Here is a 16363-nt window from a genome sequence, read left to right as displayed (position 1 = left end):
AGGCGCATTCATCATGTCCGACGGCTCAACGCCAGCGGCACCGCAACACCTCACGCTGCAAGAGTTTATCGCAATCTCGCGGCTATCGTCGTCGACGATCCACCGGCTGAAAGATGCCGGCAAAATCCCTTTTATCCAGCCCGCTGGCAAAGGGGGCAAACTTCTTTTCCCTATCAATGCCATCGAGCTGATGGCCACTCCCCAACTGGACCGGCCAAGCGCTCCCGCTGCCGCCAGTGGTGGCGACGGGGGGCGCTTGTCCGGTCCGCGACCGAAGTGGACCCAGGCTCCCAAACAAGGATAAGCAATCATGGGCAAGAAACCCGAAAAACAAGCAGCTTCGATCTCATGCAAGCACTTCACTTGGCGGCTCTTTCGCCGGGACGGTGTCTTCTACGCCGATGGTAGAACCAACAAGCACCAACTTGGCAAACACTCCCTCGGAACACGTGATCGAGAAGAGGCCCTGACGCGACTGAAGCAGTTAGATCAACAACAAGCGGTTGAACATGGACTGATCTCTGCGGCTGCGCTCGACGGCTGCGCCGCACCGACGATTGCTGACGGTTGGCGCCAGTATCTCGACGAGATCGACAGCAATCACGTCATGGGCGGGGCGACGCCGGAAACGATCAAGCGCTACGGCGCAGTGCGCGATAAGCATGTTGAAGATTGCCGGAAGCACGGGATTGAAACCTGGGCGGAATTCAATGAGGCAGCGCTGCGGGCGTACGGCAAACGACTGTCTCAGAAGTGGGCAGATCGAACAGTTTATCTGGAACTAACCCTCCTGAAGTCGATCAACAACTGGCTGATCAACCACAAGCTTCTGCCGGCGTTGGCCAAACTGATCCTCCCGCTCAAGAAGCCACAAGGCACGGATACGTACTGCTATAGCTCGCTGGAAGTAACGGCGATGGTTGAACATTGTCGCGCAGATCGCAAGTTGGTCTGGTTTGCCAACCTGCTGACCGGCCTGGCACACACGGGAATGCGGATCAGCGAACTAGCCGGGCTACGCTGGACAGACGTTAACTTTGAAGCGGGGATGATACGCGTCGCTGATGAGCGGTCCAGCCGCTTCAAGCGCCAAGCAGGCTCTGCTCGCACGACGAAGGGTCGGCGTTCAAGAACGATTCCAATCCACCCCGAACTCCGCACCCTGCTGGTCGGTCTAGCTCGAAAGCCTGATGGATTTGTCTTCCATGCTGCGCTCGGCGGCCGGGTGCTCGCTCGCAACGTCTTGGAGCAGTTCATCAAGCACGTCATCGAACCATTGCAAACCAAGTTCCCGACACCGCAGGGAGAGATTGGCTTTGAGCATGGCAGGCTGCATAGCTTCCGCCATTATTTTTGCAGTCAGTGCTTCCTAGGCGGCGCGTCGGAAGGTGAGATCAAAGAATGGCTGGGGCACGCGGACTCGAAGATGGTCGAGCACTACCGTCACCTGCGTGGTGAGGATGCCCAGCGAAAGATGAACCAAATTCGGTTTTTGGACCGGGCCGAAAGTCGGACCGGTAGTTAGTTTTGGTAACCCGGCGTTGGTAATAGCCTCGGCAACGAAAGGAGAACCTCCCTGACGAGTGGGACAAAGTACGGTGCCAGCAGGTATCAAACCTTGGCAGCTGGACTTTATTTTGTCCCAGTTCTTGTCCCAGTGACTGGGACAAAGACAAAACGCTCGCCGTAAGTGCCTTTGTTAAAGCGATTTACGGCGAGCGTTTTCAAGACAAGCGGAGAGGACAGGATTCGAACCTGCGGTACGGTTTAACCCGTACATCGGTTTAGCAAACCGACGCTTTCGACCACTCAGCCACCTCTCCAGGTGGTAACGATTCCGGCCGATGAATGATGGCACCGGTTGATCGTCGTAACTCTATCGGCACACGGGCCACGCAGCGCCAAGGCTTTTCAGCAGTGGGGCTTAAAGTGGGTTGCGTTTGCCTGCTGGGTAATTTTTACTGAACTTCCCGTTCCCTGCAAGCCGTGCGGATTAGTCTGCCGGTGGGGAATTTGTCATTGGCTGTTCGTGGACTTTCCGAAATCTCGATTAGGACCGGTATATCGCTCACCGGCGGCATTTCCCCCCAACTCGCTCCTTCAGCACCCCACGTCTACAATTCCGCCAAGGAAATCACGCATGACCATCCGCAAGACTCCGGGGAATTGGCACAGGTTCGCGGCGCGGGCATTTTTCGCAGCTGCGGCCACGGTGGGGTTGGAGTTCGCTGGTTTGCCGCCAATTCAGGCCGAAGACGCTCGGGCGAAAGCCGCCGCCCTTATGGCTGCTGACTCCATTACCAAGGAAGAACTCAAAGAACTCGTCGACGTGTTGGCAGACGACACCTTCGAAGGTCGTGAGGCTGGCAGCCGCGGCGGACACGCCTCGGGCAACTACCTGGCCCAGCGGTTCGCCGAACTCAAGCTGCAGCCGGCTGGCGATAAAGACACCTTCTTTCAAGGTTTTCGCGTTTCTTCGCGAAACATCTTGGGAATGATGGAAGGGAGTGATGAAAAACTCAAGCACGAAGTAATCATCATCGGTGCCCATTACGACCACGTTGGCTACGGCCGCCCCGGCAACAGCTACGGTCCATTCGGCTTGATTCACAACGGGGCCGACGACAACGCCAGCGGCGTCGCCGGTTTGCTCGAAGTCGCCGAAGGGCTGAATCTATTGCCCGTTCGTCCACGTCGCAGCATCATGTTCGCCCTCTGGGATGCCGAAGAAGCCGGGCTGATCGGCTCGCGCTACTGGCTCTCGACTCCCACCGTCGAACTGTCTCGCATCAAAGCCAAAATCAATGCCGATATGATCGGCCGCCTCCGCAACGAACGGGTCGAGATCTACGGCTCGCGCACCGCAGCTGGCTTGCGCCGGTTGGTCAGCGAACAGAATCAACATGTCGGGCTCAATCTCGACTTCACTTGGAAAATGAAGGAAGACAGCGACCATTGGCCCTTCTATGCCCGCAGCATTCCCACGCTGATGTTCCACACCGGCCTGCACGACAACTACCATCGCCCCAGCGACGACACCCACCTGCTCAACGTCGATGGCATTCGCGAAGTCAGCCGCCTGATGACGCTCACGCTCATTGAACTGGCCAATGCCGATTCCGCGACTCCCTTCCGCGAACTTTCAAAGCGCGAGTCGCCAGAAGTTCAACTACAAAAGGAACAGCCCGCTCGCGCGAGCCAGCCGCGGTTCGGCGTTAGCTGGCGAATTGCCAAAGACGCCCCCACGATCATCACCTCGATCACTCCCGGCTCGCCCGCCGACCAGGCAGGAATGAAGGTCGGCGACCAACTCCTGTCTTACAACGGCCAGCCAGTGCCTGACGAGCAGCTGTTCCGCCTGCAACTGCTGGCCTCGGCCGGCGAGTGCATTTTCGAAGTGAAGCGAGCCGGCGAAGAGCTGCCGCTCGAACTGAAAGTGAATCCCGCCGGTGCCCCGATCCGCGTCGGCATCACGTGGCGCGAAGATGACGGCGAACCCGGCGTGATGCTCCTCAGCCAGATCGTCCCCGGCTCAGCAGCCGATGTCGGCGGCCTGAAACTGAAGGACCGCATCTACGCCCTCAACGGCCAATCGTTCGCCAATGGAGCCGAATTCTCGGGCCTCCTCTCGACGGCCGAAGCTCCTCTCAATTTCCTGGTCGAGCGGACTGGAAAGTTGCAAACCGTGCGGATCGAACCGCTCCCTTCCGGCCGCGCTCCCCAGCCGCAGTAGTTGCTCGCCGGGCAAAACATCAGTGGGCGGAAGGGTGAGCATTTCCCCGTTCGCCGGCTCCGTTTCGGGCTGTGAAAAATGGGTTTTTAGCCGCCAACACGGCCGAGGAAATTTCCATAATTCCATTTACAGCGAAACATAAAAGGCCTTGTCGCGATTCGGCTTACGTCGAAAACGTCCGGAAAGTTTCCAAATTCAATTTCCGGAATTCCGCAGGGGAAAACGCCTGTTTACAGGCCCAAAAGACAGAATCCGACCGTCGGGGCAGAGCGCTGCAAACAAGGCCAACGGCGATCATTCTTGCATTAAAAACGAATCAGTAATTGCTAATTCGATTGTCACACAATGCGCATTTGCACTGTGCTGTTTGTTTATTTTTCACCAAGATTCCAAAGAACTCCGCCAGACTATTTTACGAAGCGGCGTGACACGTCTGGTCACGAGTGGGCAGAATTTGTAACCAATCTTGCTGTTCCACGTAGGGTGCGGCCGACGTCGCGCCAGTGGTCCTGTCTATGGCAATTGAGTTTCCAGCGACGAGGCCCACCAAGGAGGTCTGGAAGGGTGGCAGTCTCGCGTTCCGCGAAAGCGCCCAACAAAATTGGAGGCGAGAATGAGCTGCAATCCAGGTCATCGATAGCGCTTTCGCGGCCCGAGAGATTGGATACGCTGCGTTCCCTCTTGGTGGGCCTCATCGCGGCTAAGTCTAGCGAGATTGCGATGCCGATAGCGCGTTTCGGCCCACCCTACCCAGGCACCGTCGCTGCGGACCTCTGCACATTCCGGCCCGTGAAGAAACGGGCCGCGGAATCAGTTCGTCTTCGATACCGGCACTTCGTTTACTTCAGCTCTTTCAGCTGAATATTGCGGAAGGCGACTTTCGCGCCGTGGCCGCAAAAGCAGATGTACCCCTTCTCGTTGAGCAGGCCGGGGTGATTCTTGCCGTCGAGGGTTTTGGGCGTGCTTGCCTTTTCGATGTCGGCATCGACGATGGTCTCGCCATTGAGCACAATCTTGACGTGCTTCCCCTTCACCGTAATCTCCTGCGCGTTCCACTCGCCCACGGGCTTCTGGTGGCCACGCTTGACGGCCACCACGCCGTAGATCGAGCCGTGATATTGATAGGGCTGCAGGTTTTTGTACTTGTCCGAGGTGTCGTCGAGCACTTGCAGTTCCATACCGACGTAAGCGGGGTCACCCTTCATCGGCGTGCGAATGCCGATGCCGTTGTTCGCGCCGGGCGTCAGCTGGAACTCGAGCTTCAGGACGAAGTCGCCGTATTCTTTGTCGGTATAGAGGAAGCCACCCTTCTTGGGATCGCACACGATCGCGCCGTCTTCGACCACGTAACCCGTTACCGCGCCTTGCCAGCCCGTGAGGCTTTTGCCATCGAACAGGCTGACAAAGCCTTCGTCAGCGGCCGCGGCCACACTGCACAAGGCACCAGCAGCCACGATCACGAGTCCACTCAGCCAGGTTCGATTCAATTGCAATCGCATGTTCTTCAGTCCTTCATTCGATGGGCGGGATGTTCGGGGAGGAACGCTCATTCTGGATAGCCGCCTCGCCAGAAACAAGATGAGTAGCCCCGCGCACAACAACCGCCCCCGGGGGCGAGATTCGTTCGAGCGAAGTTCATCGGCACTGATCAGTCTGTCGGGATTGAAAGGTCAATGTTCTGACGGCGAGGATGTGTCGACGGGTGGATCGCCCTTGATGCGGCTTTGTGATCGCAGGAATTCTACTAAGATCACCTCTAGCACCAGCCAAAGCACAATTACCGCAGGAACGACCATCCACCACCGCAGCCAGCGACGTTGTGATGAAATCGGCGCACTCGGTTCTTGTGGCGATTCATAAGGGTTCGTCGTTTCCATCGCGGTATTCTACCCTTACGCAACAATCGCCTCCGACCCCGCGGCGGGGGTTTATTGGTTTTTGCGCTACCTGCCGCGAAGCTAGTTCACAAGCCAGTGAACCCCCGGGGCAGGCCGTGGGCGAACAGTGAACGTTGGACTCGACGACGACTAGCCAGGTAACAGTGTCGAAGGTTCTGTGGCAGGTTGCGGCTGACGTGGGGGCCGTGTGTTGATTTCTATCTTCAAAGGTGACACGGGCCAAGAGTCGGGCCTTAGCTTTCGGTCAAGCTTCTCCAAGGGCCAAAATGCCATTGCTGCAAGGTTGTTGAAATGACGGTAGTGTTCAATTGGTCGGCTGATTCCATTCCTCACAATCACTCCCGCCGATCCAGGCTCGACCAGCGCGCAATAGCTCCCCACGTAGAGCAACAGAAGGGCGATAAAGACTAAGGTGGCACTCGTTTTGTCATTCATGCTCGCCATCCTACCCGCTCGCAAAAAGGGCCCGCCTGACACCTACCCGCTCCATCCGCCAGCCCTCAGTTGCTGAATGAAGTCCGTAAAACTAACGGCAAGTTCAACGGTGCTTCCTGAATATTCATAAACGATTTGGCCTGTGGCAATACACATTGCTACCGAACCGGTGTCTTTCTCTGCGTCAGTCGCCAGCACCAGGTAATCGTCGGCCTCAAATGGCGGCCACAGGAAGACAACCCAGCAGGCAGCATAGAAACCATCTTTGCTGAAATCGTGTAGCCCATCGCCAAGCTGAACATGCAGATAACGCGAGTCATGCCAGTTTTGATAGAAGCCCTTGGCAGTGGATCTATCCCCGGGCTGGAAGTATCGATCAACCAACCCGTTGACCGATGGCGGCCAATTGAAAATGTGCCGAAACATCGATGCGATCTCAGCTAGCCACATTTCGTATCTCTCCCGCACACGTGCTCAAAGCTTCCGCGAGAGTGGCAAGCACCACGAATTCCAGTTGTTGCGACGTAGCTCGCATTTCCCAATTCTACCCGCGCACAAAAAAGCCCCGCCACTGCCGCGAAGTAGTGCACAAGCCAATGAACCCCCGGGGCAGGCCCGGGGGCGAGAATTGTTCGAGCGACGTTCAACGTGACGAGGTATGTCGGCAGCTACTGGGCGGTCAGTGGCCGACTAGCGCCCCAGCCAACTCCTCTCCCCCCGCCCCAGTTCCCAGCTCCTAGTTCCTAGCCCCCAGCCACCAGCCCCCTACCAATACACATTAAACCCGCCGTACGCGCCGAAGCCGGGCGTGCCGTAGCCGCGGACCTCTTCATACTCGGTGTTGGCCAGGTTGTCGAAGCGCCCGACGAACTCCAGGCGGTCGGTCATCCGCCAATTGCCCGACAGATTCAGCAGCGAGTAGCTCGGCAGAAAAATATTGCCGGTATCGAGGCGGTTGCTGTAGTGCTGAAACGACAGCGTCGCCGCGCCGCGACCTTCATACCAGCTGCGCGTGAGGGACAGATTCCACTTCTCGCGCGGCCGGCGCAGGAGCTGCATACCGGTTTCCAGGTTCAACGTATCGTCGAGCGTGTAGGAGACGTTCGCGACCAGGTTATCGGTCAGCATGGCGAACATGTTGAGCTCCACGCCGCTGCTGCGGGCGAGCCCGACATTCTCCAAGCTGAACGTGTTGAAGTCGAACACGATCAGGTCGACGAAGTCGTTGCGATAATAAGTGGCATCGGCCCAAATCACGTCGTCCCAAATCCCTTGCCGCACGCCGACATCCCAGCCCTTGCTCTTTTCGGGGCGCAGGTTGGGATTGCCAAACTGAAACAAGTTTTCGGCCAGCGCGGGCTGACGAAAGCCGGTGCCGATGGTGCCGTGAATGCCGGTGTTCGTCTCGTCGATGCGGTAGAGACCGGTCACGCGATACGTCTGCGCGGGGCCGGCGCGGCTCGTTTCATCCCACCTCGCACCGGCGGTGCCGAAAAAGCGATCGAACAGTTGAAACTGATCTTGAATGAACACTCCCTTCACAAATTGCGACTGCAGGGTGTTGTCGCTGGTGAAGGCATCTTCGGCCAGGTAGTTGGCCCCGACGTTAATCGTGTTGGTCGGCACTACGACGAGACTGGCCAGGTAGTCGACTTCGCGAGTTTGACCGTGAAACCGCGCGGGCGAAAACCCCGGGTCGCTATCTTTGCGTTCGACGTTGTTGACGTTGAACCCCAGCTTGTGCTGAAACTGATCTTCCGGCCCGGTCCAGCTGAGTTGAATCCGATTGGCGAACGTGTTCGTTGCGTTCTTGCGAATCAGGTTGTCGACCGGCAGTCCCGTCAGAAAGTCGAAGTCGTCGACGGCTGCGGTTCCTTCCGCAGCGCGAAAGACGTAGTCGATATTCAGATCGGGCGTAACGTTCCAGCCCATGCGTCCCGTCATGGTGCCGAGATTGAACTGATCGTGCTCGACGCCGCCGACCCGCGCACTCGCGGCCGAGATGCCGCCGGTCGAGAGAAACGAACCGGTGACCGAGTAATAAGCATTCTCATCGCCGGCTTGCACGTTGACGCTGGTCTGACCGGTTTTGAAACTCCCCCCGAGCGCACCTGCCCGCACGCTGAGCGGACCCTGACCGCGGCGACTGATGATGTTGATGACGCCGCCGATCGCATCGCTGCCATAGGCCATGCTCTGCGGCCCGCGCAGGACTTCGATCCGTTCGATGTTGTCGGTACTGAGCGTGCTGAAGTCGAACAAGCGCGAGGCATTGCTCGGGTCGTTCAGCGAAATGCCATCGAGCAGCACCTTCGTATGTTGCGAGTTTGCACCGCGCATGAAAACGCTCGTCAAACCGCCGGGGCCACCTTGGCGCACCACGTCGACACCGAGGGTGCCGCGCAACACTTCAGCCACGTTGACCTGACCGCTCTGTTCGATCTGTTCGCGCGTGATCACGGTGATCGAACTCGCGTTCTCCGAGATGGGCTGCGGCGTGCGTGTTGGCGCGATGACGTCGCTGGCCGGCAAAGGCTCCGCCGGAAAGCTGCTTAGTTCCCCTTGCACCTGCGTCTCTGGCAAGACTTGCGGAGCAAGCTCCGCTGGCTGCTGAGAAACTGGGACTTCTGGCAACGGCGGTTGAAACTCGCCGGACTGCTCTTGGGCGACAGCTGCCGCGCAGCACAAGAGCCAAGCAAAACAAACGAACGGCAGCGGCGCTGTTGGAAGCGCGCTGATGCGCAGCGAGCCGTCTCGCGTGCGCGGCCGAATTGGCCAAAGCATGATGTCCTCTTCCCCCCACGGGAAAATGATGTGACTTCGGGCCGCGCGGGTCAGATATCCTGGCTCGGGTTCGTCCTACTAGCCGCCTTCCCAACCGCGTGTGCAGTCAGTGGCTTCGTTGGCGTTCGTCACCCATACAGTCGCGGGGCGGCGGGAGCATTGCACTCCGCTTCCCTGACACCGGCAGCAATTCCCAGCGACGTACCACCCCCCGTGTTACGTTTCGCTGAGAACCTGTAACGATTAATCGGATGGCACCGGTCGTAGGGATGATTCCGATTTCGCAAATTTTGCCTGCTGCTAGCGACCTGCTACGATGTTTTCCGCCTCTCGGCTTCTTCCCTCGCCCGCGGAGCTTCGCTCGATGTCACGCCCACTCGGTTTTGCGCTTGTTGCTTACATCGCGGCACTCAGCTGCGTTGCTGGCGTTTCCGCTCAAACTCCAACGCTCACCAAGCCGGTGATGTTCGATACGAAAGAGGCCGACGCGATCGTCTCGCAGCTACAGATCATGCCCAAGGACAATCCGTGGAATGCCGACGTTTCGAAATGGCCGGTGCACAAGAACAGCGCGGCCATTGTCGCCTCGATCGGCAACGAGAAACCGCTGCGCTATAACCCAGACATGGCCTACATCCTCGTGCCGCCCAATCAGCCGCGCGTCGATTTGAAAGTAGTCTCGTACCCCGATGAGTCTGACAAGGGACCATTTCCAATTCCCGCGAACGTGCCGATTGAAGGTTGGCCCGCGCACTTCAAACGCGAAGACGACCTGAAGCGGCTTTCGCTCGACGACGTGCAGCGCGACAAGCTCGATCAAGGTGGCGACCGGCACGCCATCGTCGTCGATCCAGCAGCCATGATGCTGTACGAGTTCTATCAAATGAAAAAGGTCGATGGCGGCTGGCAAGCAGCCTGCGAAGCGACCTTCAACCTCAAGACCAACGACCTCCGTCCCGACGGCTGGACCAGCAGCGATGCCGCGGGGCTGCCGATTTTTCCTGCGATCATTCGCTATGACGAACTGCAGGCCGGCATGGTCAATCATGCCATGCGCGTGACGGTGCGCAATTCTCGTAAGGCTTATGTTTCGCCCGCCACGCACTATGCCAGTCGCAAGACCGATCCCAACTTGCCGCGCATGGGCGAACGTCTGCGCCTGAAGGCCGACTACGACATCTCCAAATTCAGCCCGCCGGTGCAGGCCATTCTCAAAGGGCTGAAGAAGCACGGCATGCTCGTCGCCGATAACGGCATCGAATGGGCCCTCAGCTGTGCGCCCGATGAGCGGATTCCGGTCCTGCACGACGAACTGCGCAAGATCAAAGGCTCCGCCTTCGAAGTGGTGGAAGCGCCGTAGCCGTTCCTTTCTCCCTCGTGGCATAGGCATCCTGTCTGTGACCGCACCCCTTCTGCCGCAGGACGATTGCAGCGCTTCCGCGTGATGATTACCCTGACGCTACCTCTCAAGACTGCCTTGCGCTTACTGCGCTGAATCGAGTTCGCTGGAGCCCTGCCGAGTGACCACCACCTTCGATCCGTACTACAAATGGCTCTCCATTCCGCCGGAAGAGCAGCCCGCTAATTTTTATCGCCTGCTGGGGCTGAAAGAGCTGGAGGGGGACGTCGACGTCATCAACTCGGCTGCCGATCGGCAGATGATGCACGTCCGCTCGTTTGCCGGTGGCCCGAACGGCGTGATCGCTCAGCGAGTGCTCAACGAGTTGTCGTCGGCGCGGGTCATGCTCTCCGATCCGCCGCGCAAAAAAGCCTACGACGCCATGCTCAAGGCGGCCGTCAGCGGCGAGAAGGCCATGCAGGCCGAAGCCAAGTTGTCGCCAGCTGAAGAAGCGCCGGCCAGCAAGGGGAACCAGTTTGGCAACTACGAAATCCTGACGATGATTTCCAACGCCAGCACTGGGGCCATTTATAAAGCCCAGCGCCGCAGCGATGGCCTGATCGTCTCGTTGAAGGTCGTTCCCAAAGAACTCGCCAAACTGCCCGACTTTATGAAGCGGATGAAGCGCGAGTTCGAACTGACCAAGAACATCCAACATCCGCACGTCGTCGCCAGTTATGAATTGGGCGAAGTGCAGGGTCGCTCGTTTCTCGCCTTTGAATACGTCGGTGGTGCCGACCTTGGTCGCGTCGTCAACGAGCACGGCCCGCTGGCGGTTCCTGTCGCCATCGAAACAGCCCGCCGCATTGCCGATGGCCTGGCGCATTTGCACTCGAAGGGGATCGTCCACCGCAATCTCAAGCCGCAGAACGTCCTCGTCAGCGTGCAGGGGAATCTAAAGATCGCCAACCTGACGATGGCGCTCGAAGACGACGCCCGCGCGTTCCTCGCCGGCCGCGATCGCAACCTGACCGTCATGGGCGAAACGCTCGGCACTCCCGATTACATCGCCCCCGAGCAGGCAGCCGATTCGCACAACGTCGATGGCCGCGCCGATCTTTACTCCTTCGGCTGCACGCTCCACTACTTGCTCACGGGGCGGCCGCCTTACAACGAAAAGAATGCCATGGCCAAGATCATGGCCCACCAGCAGTCCCCAATTCCCTCGCTGCGGCAAAGCAATTCCGAGATCCCCGTCTGGCTCGACACGCTCTTTCAAAAGCTGCTGGCCAAGAAGCCGGCAGATCGACCGGCCAGCGCCGCCGAAGTCGTGAGCGCCCTGAGCGAAACCTCCGAAGCCACGTTCAACCGCACCGCCATCATCGCCGGCATCGTCGCCGTCGCGGTCCTAGCGTTCCTGATCGTCCTTGTCACCCTCGCCCAGCGCTAGCTCTGACGTAGGAGTGAATCCGTTTTTAGCGTACTCGTTGATAAATGGGTCGACTTTATCAACACTCGGGCGTGCCATTCCCGAGAGTTACGACACCTGCTGTTGAATAAGTCACCGACTTATTCAACACCCTCTGCTTGAGGGGCGCCACGCTTGGCAGGCAGGGAAATAAGCGTTTGCTCCGCGCTGTTCCGGCGTACTCTACTTCAGCTCTTTGATTTGCAGGTTGCGGTAAGTCACATTGTTAATGTGATTCCAAATGCAAATGTGACCAATTGTTCGCTTCAAACCTGGGTGATCTTTGCCGTCGGGCGTAGGATAGGTGACCTTGTCCAAGTTTAGGTTTACGATCTCAATGCCGTTGGAGACAACCTTCACTTGCCTCCCTTGGGCAGTAATTTCGCAAGCGTTCCATTCGCCCAGCGGTTTCAGGTGATCCTGGGATGGGCCCACCACTCCCCAAATTCCACCTGACCGCTGGTGAGGATTAATGCCGGCAAATTCCTCGGCCGTTTCATCAAGAATTTGCATCTCGAGGCCATCAAAGGCTGGCCCGCCATCGAGTCGCATCCGGATTGCGACACCACCATCGACACCCGGAGTTCCCTGATATTCAAACTTCAGGATGAAATCGCTGTATTCCTTGGTCGTATAGATTTTCCGGTCGTGAGTCTCACTGCACTCCAGGCTGCCGCGATTGGCGCGAAAGCCTTCGAGTGAACCCTGCCAGCCAGCGAGCGACTCGCCATCGAAGAGTGGGACAAATCCAGGCTCAAGTTTTAGGGGCGGTGGAGGAAGGATTCTAAGGGGAAGAGGCTTGAGAATTGGTGTTGCGGTCGCTTGTTGCTCCGGGGTTTGGGGCAAAAGTGTGTCTGGTTCCGCCCTGACTTGCATTTCCGGCCGCTCGTTCGCGAGCTTCTGCAGATGATCGCGGTAACGCGTGTGGCCAGCAACCGTTCTCAAGTGCTTGGCACCTGAAAGCAGATTAAACGCCTCCTGGCTAAGTACGGTGTCATTGCGTAACGCCAGGTAGTGCAGACTCGGCAAGTTCAACAGTTCTCGGAGCACATCATCATTTGAGATCGCGATTCCGACCGTCTTGAATTTGTCACGCGATTTCCATTTCCAAATTTCTGCATCCTTTGCACCCTGCAGATTGATAAACCTCAATGCCGGAAGTTCCGCAAGCACGTTCAAGACACTAGGCGGCACGTAATTGCGAGACCAAAAATGTGATAAGTCTCTGAATTGGGAGATAGCTTTCAGGTCGTCGTCAATATCGGCCGGCAGCGTCTCCATGGAAACGTCGCAGATGGCAACGATCGTATCGTCGGGCACCGGCGTTGCCGTAAGGCGCGACGGGCTTAGTCCCGACCGCTGCGAGAGTTGGTATCCGCGCTGCTGCAAATGACGAATAGCCTGACGATACGCTTGACTGCGATACAAATCGGGCATTTGACTTGGTAGTCCCGTGATCTGGCAGTTAGTTGCTTGGTTTAATTTGGTTGCCCCTTCCCGCGAAACATTGCTGTACTTCAGCGCCACTGCAATCAGCGGGGAGGCGATTAGTTCCTGCAACGATTCATCATCAACGCCAGTTTCTTCCAGCCCCAGTTCTTCTAAGGCAGGAAGCGTCGCTATCGCTTTGACACCGGCGCGTCCGATTTTGCTGCCTTTTAGGTTCAGATACACCAATCGCTGGGGCGGACTCTTCGCGAGCAGTTCAATACCTTGGTCGCGGTAGACTTTAGATCCTTGTAGATCTAGTCGTTCCAGATTCGGCAGTTGACCGAGGCGAGAGACGACGTCATCGGTTGCCGCCGAGCCCACGAGGCTCAGACTCTTCAGTTGCTTAACTTCCAGCACTTCCTGCAACTGCTGAGGACTCGCTTGCGAACCGCTGGCGACAAGCGAAAGGGTTCTCAGTTTGGGCGCATTTTTCAGAGCGGCAATCGATCCGGCTTGAAAAGTTGTGTTGGTCGCGTAGATCGTCGTCAGCCTTGCGGCCTTTGCCAGTTTTTCGGCATCTGCTTTAGAAAATCCGTCGGGCTTCGTGAGATTAATTACGTCAATATAAAAGGGCGTTTGAGGCAGGTCCCTAACTACTTTGATAGTGCTGCCAAGGTTGGCTGCGTTCCTAATTTGAACGCTGCTGCCTGTCTTGATCAGCCATTCGGCAATTTCGCGTTCCTGCTGATCGGCGGCCGACATGGGTGCGTCAGAAGTTGTCGGAGGGAGGAAAGATGGCGTTGTGCTCGCGCCCTTGCTCGTCGACGCTGGCTTCTTCGACGGTTTCTTAGTTACCGTTGCTGTCGATCCCTCAGGCACTTTGAGACGAGCGATTTCTTGCCCGTCCTTGTTTTTGACAATCACCCACACACCCAGAGCAGAGAGCGCCAGCGCGGCAAAACCTGCAGCGATCAGGAGTACGCGAATCTGCAGTTGGACAGACTTGTTCTTCCCTTTCGGCTTTGGCTTAGGCTTTGGAGTGGGAGTGGCAATCATGGACACCGTGTGGCCAGCGATGGTATCGAACTCGACGGCAACCTGCCCTTGGGCGATGGTCCCGGCGAGTTTGTTATCGGAAGCGGGCGAGATGGCGATGGTCGCTTCACTCAAGATGCTGCTGGAATCAGTGCCAGCGAGCGCAACAGGGGCGACTGGGGTCGGTAGTTTTCCCTTGGTTGTGGCCGCCGGTGATGGACCGATCGACTTGCCGCTACCGCCGCTGGCCATCGATTGCAAAAAACTCCCTAAGCTGCCGCTGGTCGCGGAGTCCGAAAGAATGTTGCTATTGGCCGTGGCTGGCGAACTGGCGAGCGCGGCCAGGTCGGCTTCGACCTCGGCCATCGTTTGGTAGCGGTCTTCGGGCTTCTTGGCGACCATGCGGGCGAAGAGGCTGGCGAGCGCGGCGGGGACGTCAGCGCGGATGGCGGTGAGATTGGGGATGGGCTTCTGCTGATGGGCCATCAGCTTTTGCACCATCGTTTCGCCCTCGAACATGTTCTCGGCAGTCAGCAGGCGATAGAGCGTGCAGCCGAGGCTATAGATATCGGCGCGGGCATCGGCGCGGCGAGTATCGAGCGCCTGCTCGGGGGCCATGTAGTCGACCGTGCCCATTACTTCGCCCGATTGGGTCAGGCCAGCCTGGCTGGGGTCTTCGATGCGGGCCAAACCCATATCGAGAATTTTCAAAGTCCCTTTTTTATCGAGCAGCAGGTTGGCCGGTTTGATATCGCGGTGAATCACTCCTTCGCCATGCGCGTAGGCGAGACCGCGGGCCGCTTGCAGGATGTAGTTCACCGCCCTGGGTACCGAGAGTCGCCCCTCTTTGGCAACGAGCGAGGCCAGGTCGCTCCCTTCGACATATTCCATCACCAGAAAGTGCGTATTGCCGGCCACGTCGGCGTCGTAGGCTGTCGCAATGTTGGGATGCGTCAGCCGGGCGGCGACTTTCACTTCCTGCTGAAAGCGCTTGAGGACTTCCGGAGTCTTGGTGACGGCGGGGGAAAGGATTTTGAGCGCCACGACGCGCTCCATGCGGCGATGCTCGGCCTTGAGGACCATGCCCATGCCCCCTTGGCCCAGTTTATCGAGCACGACATAGTTGCCGAGCACGAGCGACTTCCCTTTGCCCTGATAGGATTGCTGGGCTTGATAGGGAGTGAGTTTTTTAGCGCGCACTAGTTCGCGCGCAAATTGTTCGGCGTCTTGCGGTTGTTTCGCTGCGGCGAGGGAGGAGAGGAACTCGCGCAGCTCGGTTTCGGCGATCAGGCCACTTTCCGCAATCCGCCCCAAATACTGCTCCAGGCTGACAGGCATAGTATCCCCTTTGGAGGGATTTTAATTCGTCAGCGGACGGCGAACAAGTGAAAGTGGGCGGGGACCGAAAAGACTTTAAGGATGACCATTCAAGCTAATATAAAACCGCATGTTGTAACAAAAATCTCGCGATTTTTTTGGTAGCCCGACGCGTGAGCGAGGGAGCTATTCTGTTATCGCGTTCCGCGACGAGGAACGGTTGTTTTTGAGCTCCCCTTTTAGGTAGCCCGACGCGTGAGCGAGGGAGCTATTCTGTTATCGCGTTCCGCTACGACGAACGGTTGTTTTTGAGCTCCCCTCGCTGACGCGTCGGGCTATTTGCATTACTCAATGCAACGCGCTCCTCGCTGACGCTGCGGGTCTCCTAATCTAATCGGCCCACCCTACAGCGAGAGCCTTACTTAAAATGAACCTTGCACGCGCCGTCGTCGCAGCTGTCGGTGGTCTTACCCAGCAGGTAGCGGCGCTTGGCGACCTGGCGATAGAAGAACTGCCAGACGGGCGCGCTAAAGGGAATGTGCATTAGCGGGGCCAGTGCGTAGAGCACAGGCAAGGTACGGGAGAGGTAGCGAAAGGCAGCGGCCCCGGCATAGCGGTTGCCTTGGGGATCGATGAGATACATCTGCTCCATGAGCATGTCGTGTGTCAGATCGGGCCAGCGGCGAGCGACTTCCGGGTCGTGCAGCGAAATGAATGCGAGCCGGTTGCGGCCATCCCAGCGGCGCAGGTTCTTCACCTGTCCCGAGCAGAACTTGCAGTGGCCGTCGTAAATGACCACGGCCGCGTGGGGCAACTCGGCGGGGGTCGGCAGGTGATCGGCTGGCAGCGGGCGGGTTTGTTCAGGGGCGGTAACGGTGGCAGTCATGGCGGAATCCGATTCAGCAATTCCAGGCGGTGTCGGG

Annotated in this window: 10 protein-coding genes, 1 tRNA gene and 1 riboswitch; of the genes, 5 read left to right on the top strand and 6 right to left on the bottom strand. The window is 58.0% G+C overall.

Annotation, left to right across the window (positions count from 1 at the left end):
• Positions 1 to 13 precede the first annotated feature (13 nt).
• Both ETAA8_RS07750 and ETAA8_RS07745 read left to right on the top strand, forming a co-directional pair.
• Complete coding sequence (locus ETAA8_RS07750; RefSeq protein WP_145087196.1) at positions 14 to 304, top strand: helix-turn-helix domain-containing protein; 291 nt, start codon at positions 14 to 16, stop codon at positions 302 to 304.
• Positions 305 to 310: 6 nt separating this feature from the next.
• A complete protein-coding gene (locus ETAA8_RS07745; RefSeq protein ID WP_145087195.1) occupies positions 311 to 1525 on the top strand; it encodes a tyrosine-type recombinase/integrase in 1215 nt (404 codons plus the stop codon).
• A 209-nt stretch (positions 1526 to 1734) separates the two neighbouring features.
• On the opposite strand, the gene ETAA8_RS07740 is transcribed toward ETAA8_RS07745, so the two are convergent.
• Positions 1735 to 1823: transfer RNA gene (locus tag ETAA8_RS07740), tRNA-Ser, on the bottom strand.
• A gap of 317 nt (positions 1824 to 2140) precedes the next feature.
• Here ETAA8_RS07740 and ETAA8_RS07735 point away from each other — a divergent pair.
• Positions 2141 to 3733 (top strand): M20/M25/M40 family metallo-hydrolase, encoded by a 1593-nt coding sequence (locus tag ETAA8_RS07735; protein WP_145087194.1) that lies wholly within the window; start codon positions 2141 to 2143, stop codon positions 3731 to 3733.
• A gap of 839 nt (positions 3734 to 4572) precedes the next feature.
• On the opposite strand, the gene ETAA8_RS07730 is transcribed toward ETAA8_RS07735, so the two are convergent.
• The 3 genes from ETAA8_RS07730 to ETAA8_RS07720 form a co-directional block, all read right to left on the bottom strand.
• Positions 4573 to 5232: a 3-keto-disaccharide hydrolase gene (locus ETAA8_RS07730; RefSeq protein WP_145087193.1), complete on the bottom strand. Its 660-nt coding sequence runs from the start codon at positions 5230 to 5232 to the stop codon at positions 4573 to 4575.
• 876 nt (positions 5233 to 6108) lie between these two features.
• On the bottom strand, positions 6109 to 6516 hold the full coding sequence (locus tag ETAA8_RS07725; RefSeq protein ID WP_145087192.1) for a hypothetical protein: 408 nt from the start codon (positions 6514 to 6516) through the stop codon (positions 6109 to 6111).
• A gap of 315 nt (positions 6517 to 6831) precedes the next feature.
• A complete protein-coding gene (locus tag ETAA8_RS07720; protein WP_145087191.1) occupies positions 6832 to 8850 on the bottom strand; it encodes a TonB-dependent receptor plug domain-containing protein in 2019 nt (672 codons plus the stop codon).
• Positions 8851 to 8882: 32 nt separating this feature from the next.
• Positions 8883 to 9069, bottom strand: a riboswitch (cobalamin riboswitch).
• A gap of 145 nt (positions 9070 to 9214) precedes the next feature.
• Here ETAA8_RS07720 and ETAA8_RS07715 point away from each other — a divergent pair.
• Positions 9215 to 10210, top strand: a complete 996-nt coding sequence (locus ETAA8_RS07715; protein WP_145087190.1) for a hypothetical protein — start codon at positions 9215 to 9217, stop codon at positions 10208 to 10210.
• Positions 10211 to 10370: 160 nt separating this feature from the next.
• On the top strand, positions 10371 to 11639 hold the full coding sequence (locus tag ETAA8_RS07710; protein WP_145087189.1) for a serine/threonine-protein kinase: 1269 nt from the start codon (positions 10371 to 10373) through the stop codon (positions 11637 to 11639).
• A gap of 201 nt (positions 11640 to 11840) precedes the next feature.
• Here the strand turns inward: ETAA8_RS07710 and ETAA8_RS07705 are convergent, their stop codons facing one another.
• Entirely contained in the window at positions 11841 to 15461 is a 3621-nt protein-coding gene (locus tag ETAA8_RS07705) for a protein kinase domain-containing protein (RefSeq protein WP_145087188.1), read from the bottom strand.
• 397 nt (positions 15462 to 15858) lie between these two features.
• Positions 15859 to 16326, bottom strand: a complete 468-nt coding sequence (locus ETAA8_RS07700) for a thiol-disulfide oxidoreductase DCC family protein (RefSeq protein ID WP_145087187.1) — start codon at positions 16324 to 16326, stop codon at positions 15859 to 15861.
• Positions 16327 to 16363 lie beyond the last annotated feature (37 nt).

It is taken from the genome of Anatilimnocola aggregata, assembly GCF_007747655.1.
Taxonomy (GTDB): Bacteria; Planctomycetota; Planctomycetia; order Pirellulales; family Pirellulaceae; genus Anatilimnocola; species Anatilimnocola aggregata.
The sequence above is the reverse complement of the archived record's forward strand: the minus strand, read 5'-3'. Positions and strand labels throughout refer to the sequence as shown.

Coding starts and splice junctions, on each gene's coding strand:
- ETAA8_RS07700 (WP_145087187.1), bottom strand. CDS start 16,326: ATGACTGCCACCGTTACCGCCCCTGAACAAACCCGCCCGCTGCCAGCC.
- ETAA8_RS07750 (WP_145087196.1), top strand. CDS start 14: ATGTCCGACGGCTCAACGCCAGCGGCACCGCAACACCTCACGCTGCAA.
- ETAA8_RS07725 (WP_145087192.1), bottom strand. CDS start 6,516: ATGTGGCTAGCTGAGATCGCATCGATGTTTCGGCACATTTTCAATTGG.
- ETAA8_RS07705 (WP_145087188.1), bottom strand. CDS start 15,461: ATGCCTGTCAGCCTGGAGCAGTATTTGGGGCGGATTGCGGAAAGTGGC.
- ETAA8_RS07735 (WP_145087194.1), top strand. CDS start 2,141: ATGACCATCCGCAAGACTCCGGGGAATTGGCACAGGTTCGCGGCGCGG.
- ETAA8_RS07715 (WP_145087190.1), top strand. CDS start 9,215: ATGTCACGCCCACTCGGTTTTGCGCTTGTTGCTTACATCGCGGCACTC.
- ETAA8_RS07730 (WP_145087193.1), bottom strand. CDS start 5,232: ATGCGATTGCAATTGAATCGAACCTGGCTGAGTGGACTCGTGATCGTG.
- ETAA8_RS07745 (WP_145087195.1), top strand. CDS start 311: ATGGGCAAGAAACCCGAAAAACAAGCAGCTTCGATCTCATGCAAGCAC.
- ETAA8_RS07720 (WP_145087191.1), bottom strand. CDS start 8,850: ATGCTTTGGCCAATTCGGCCGCGCACGCGAGACGGCTCGCTGCGCATC.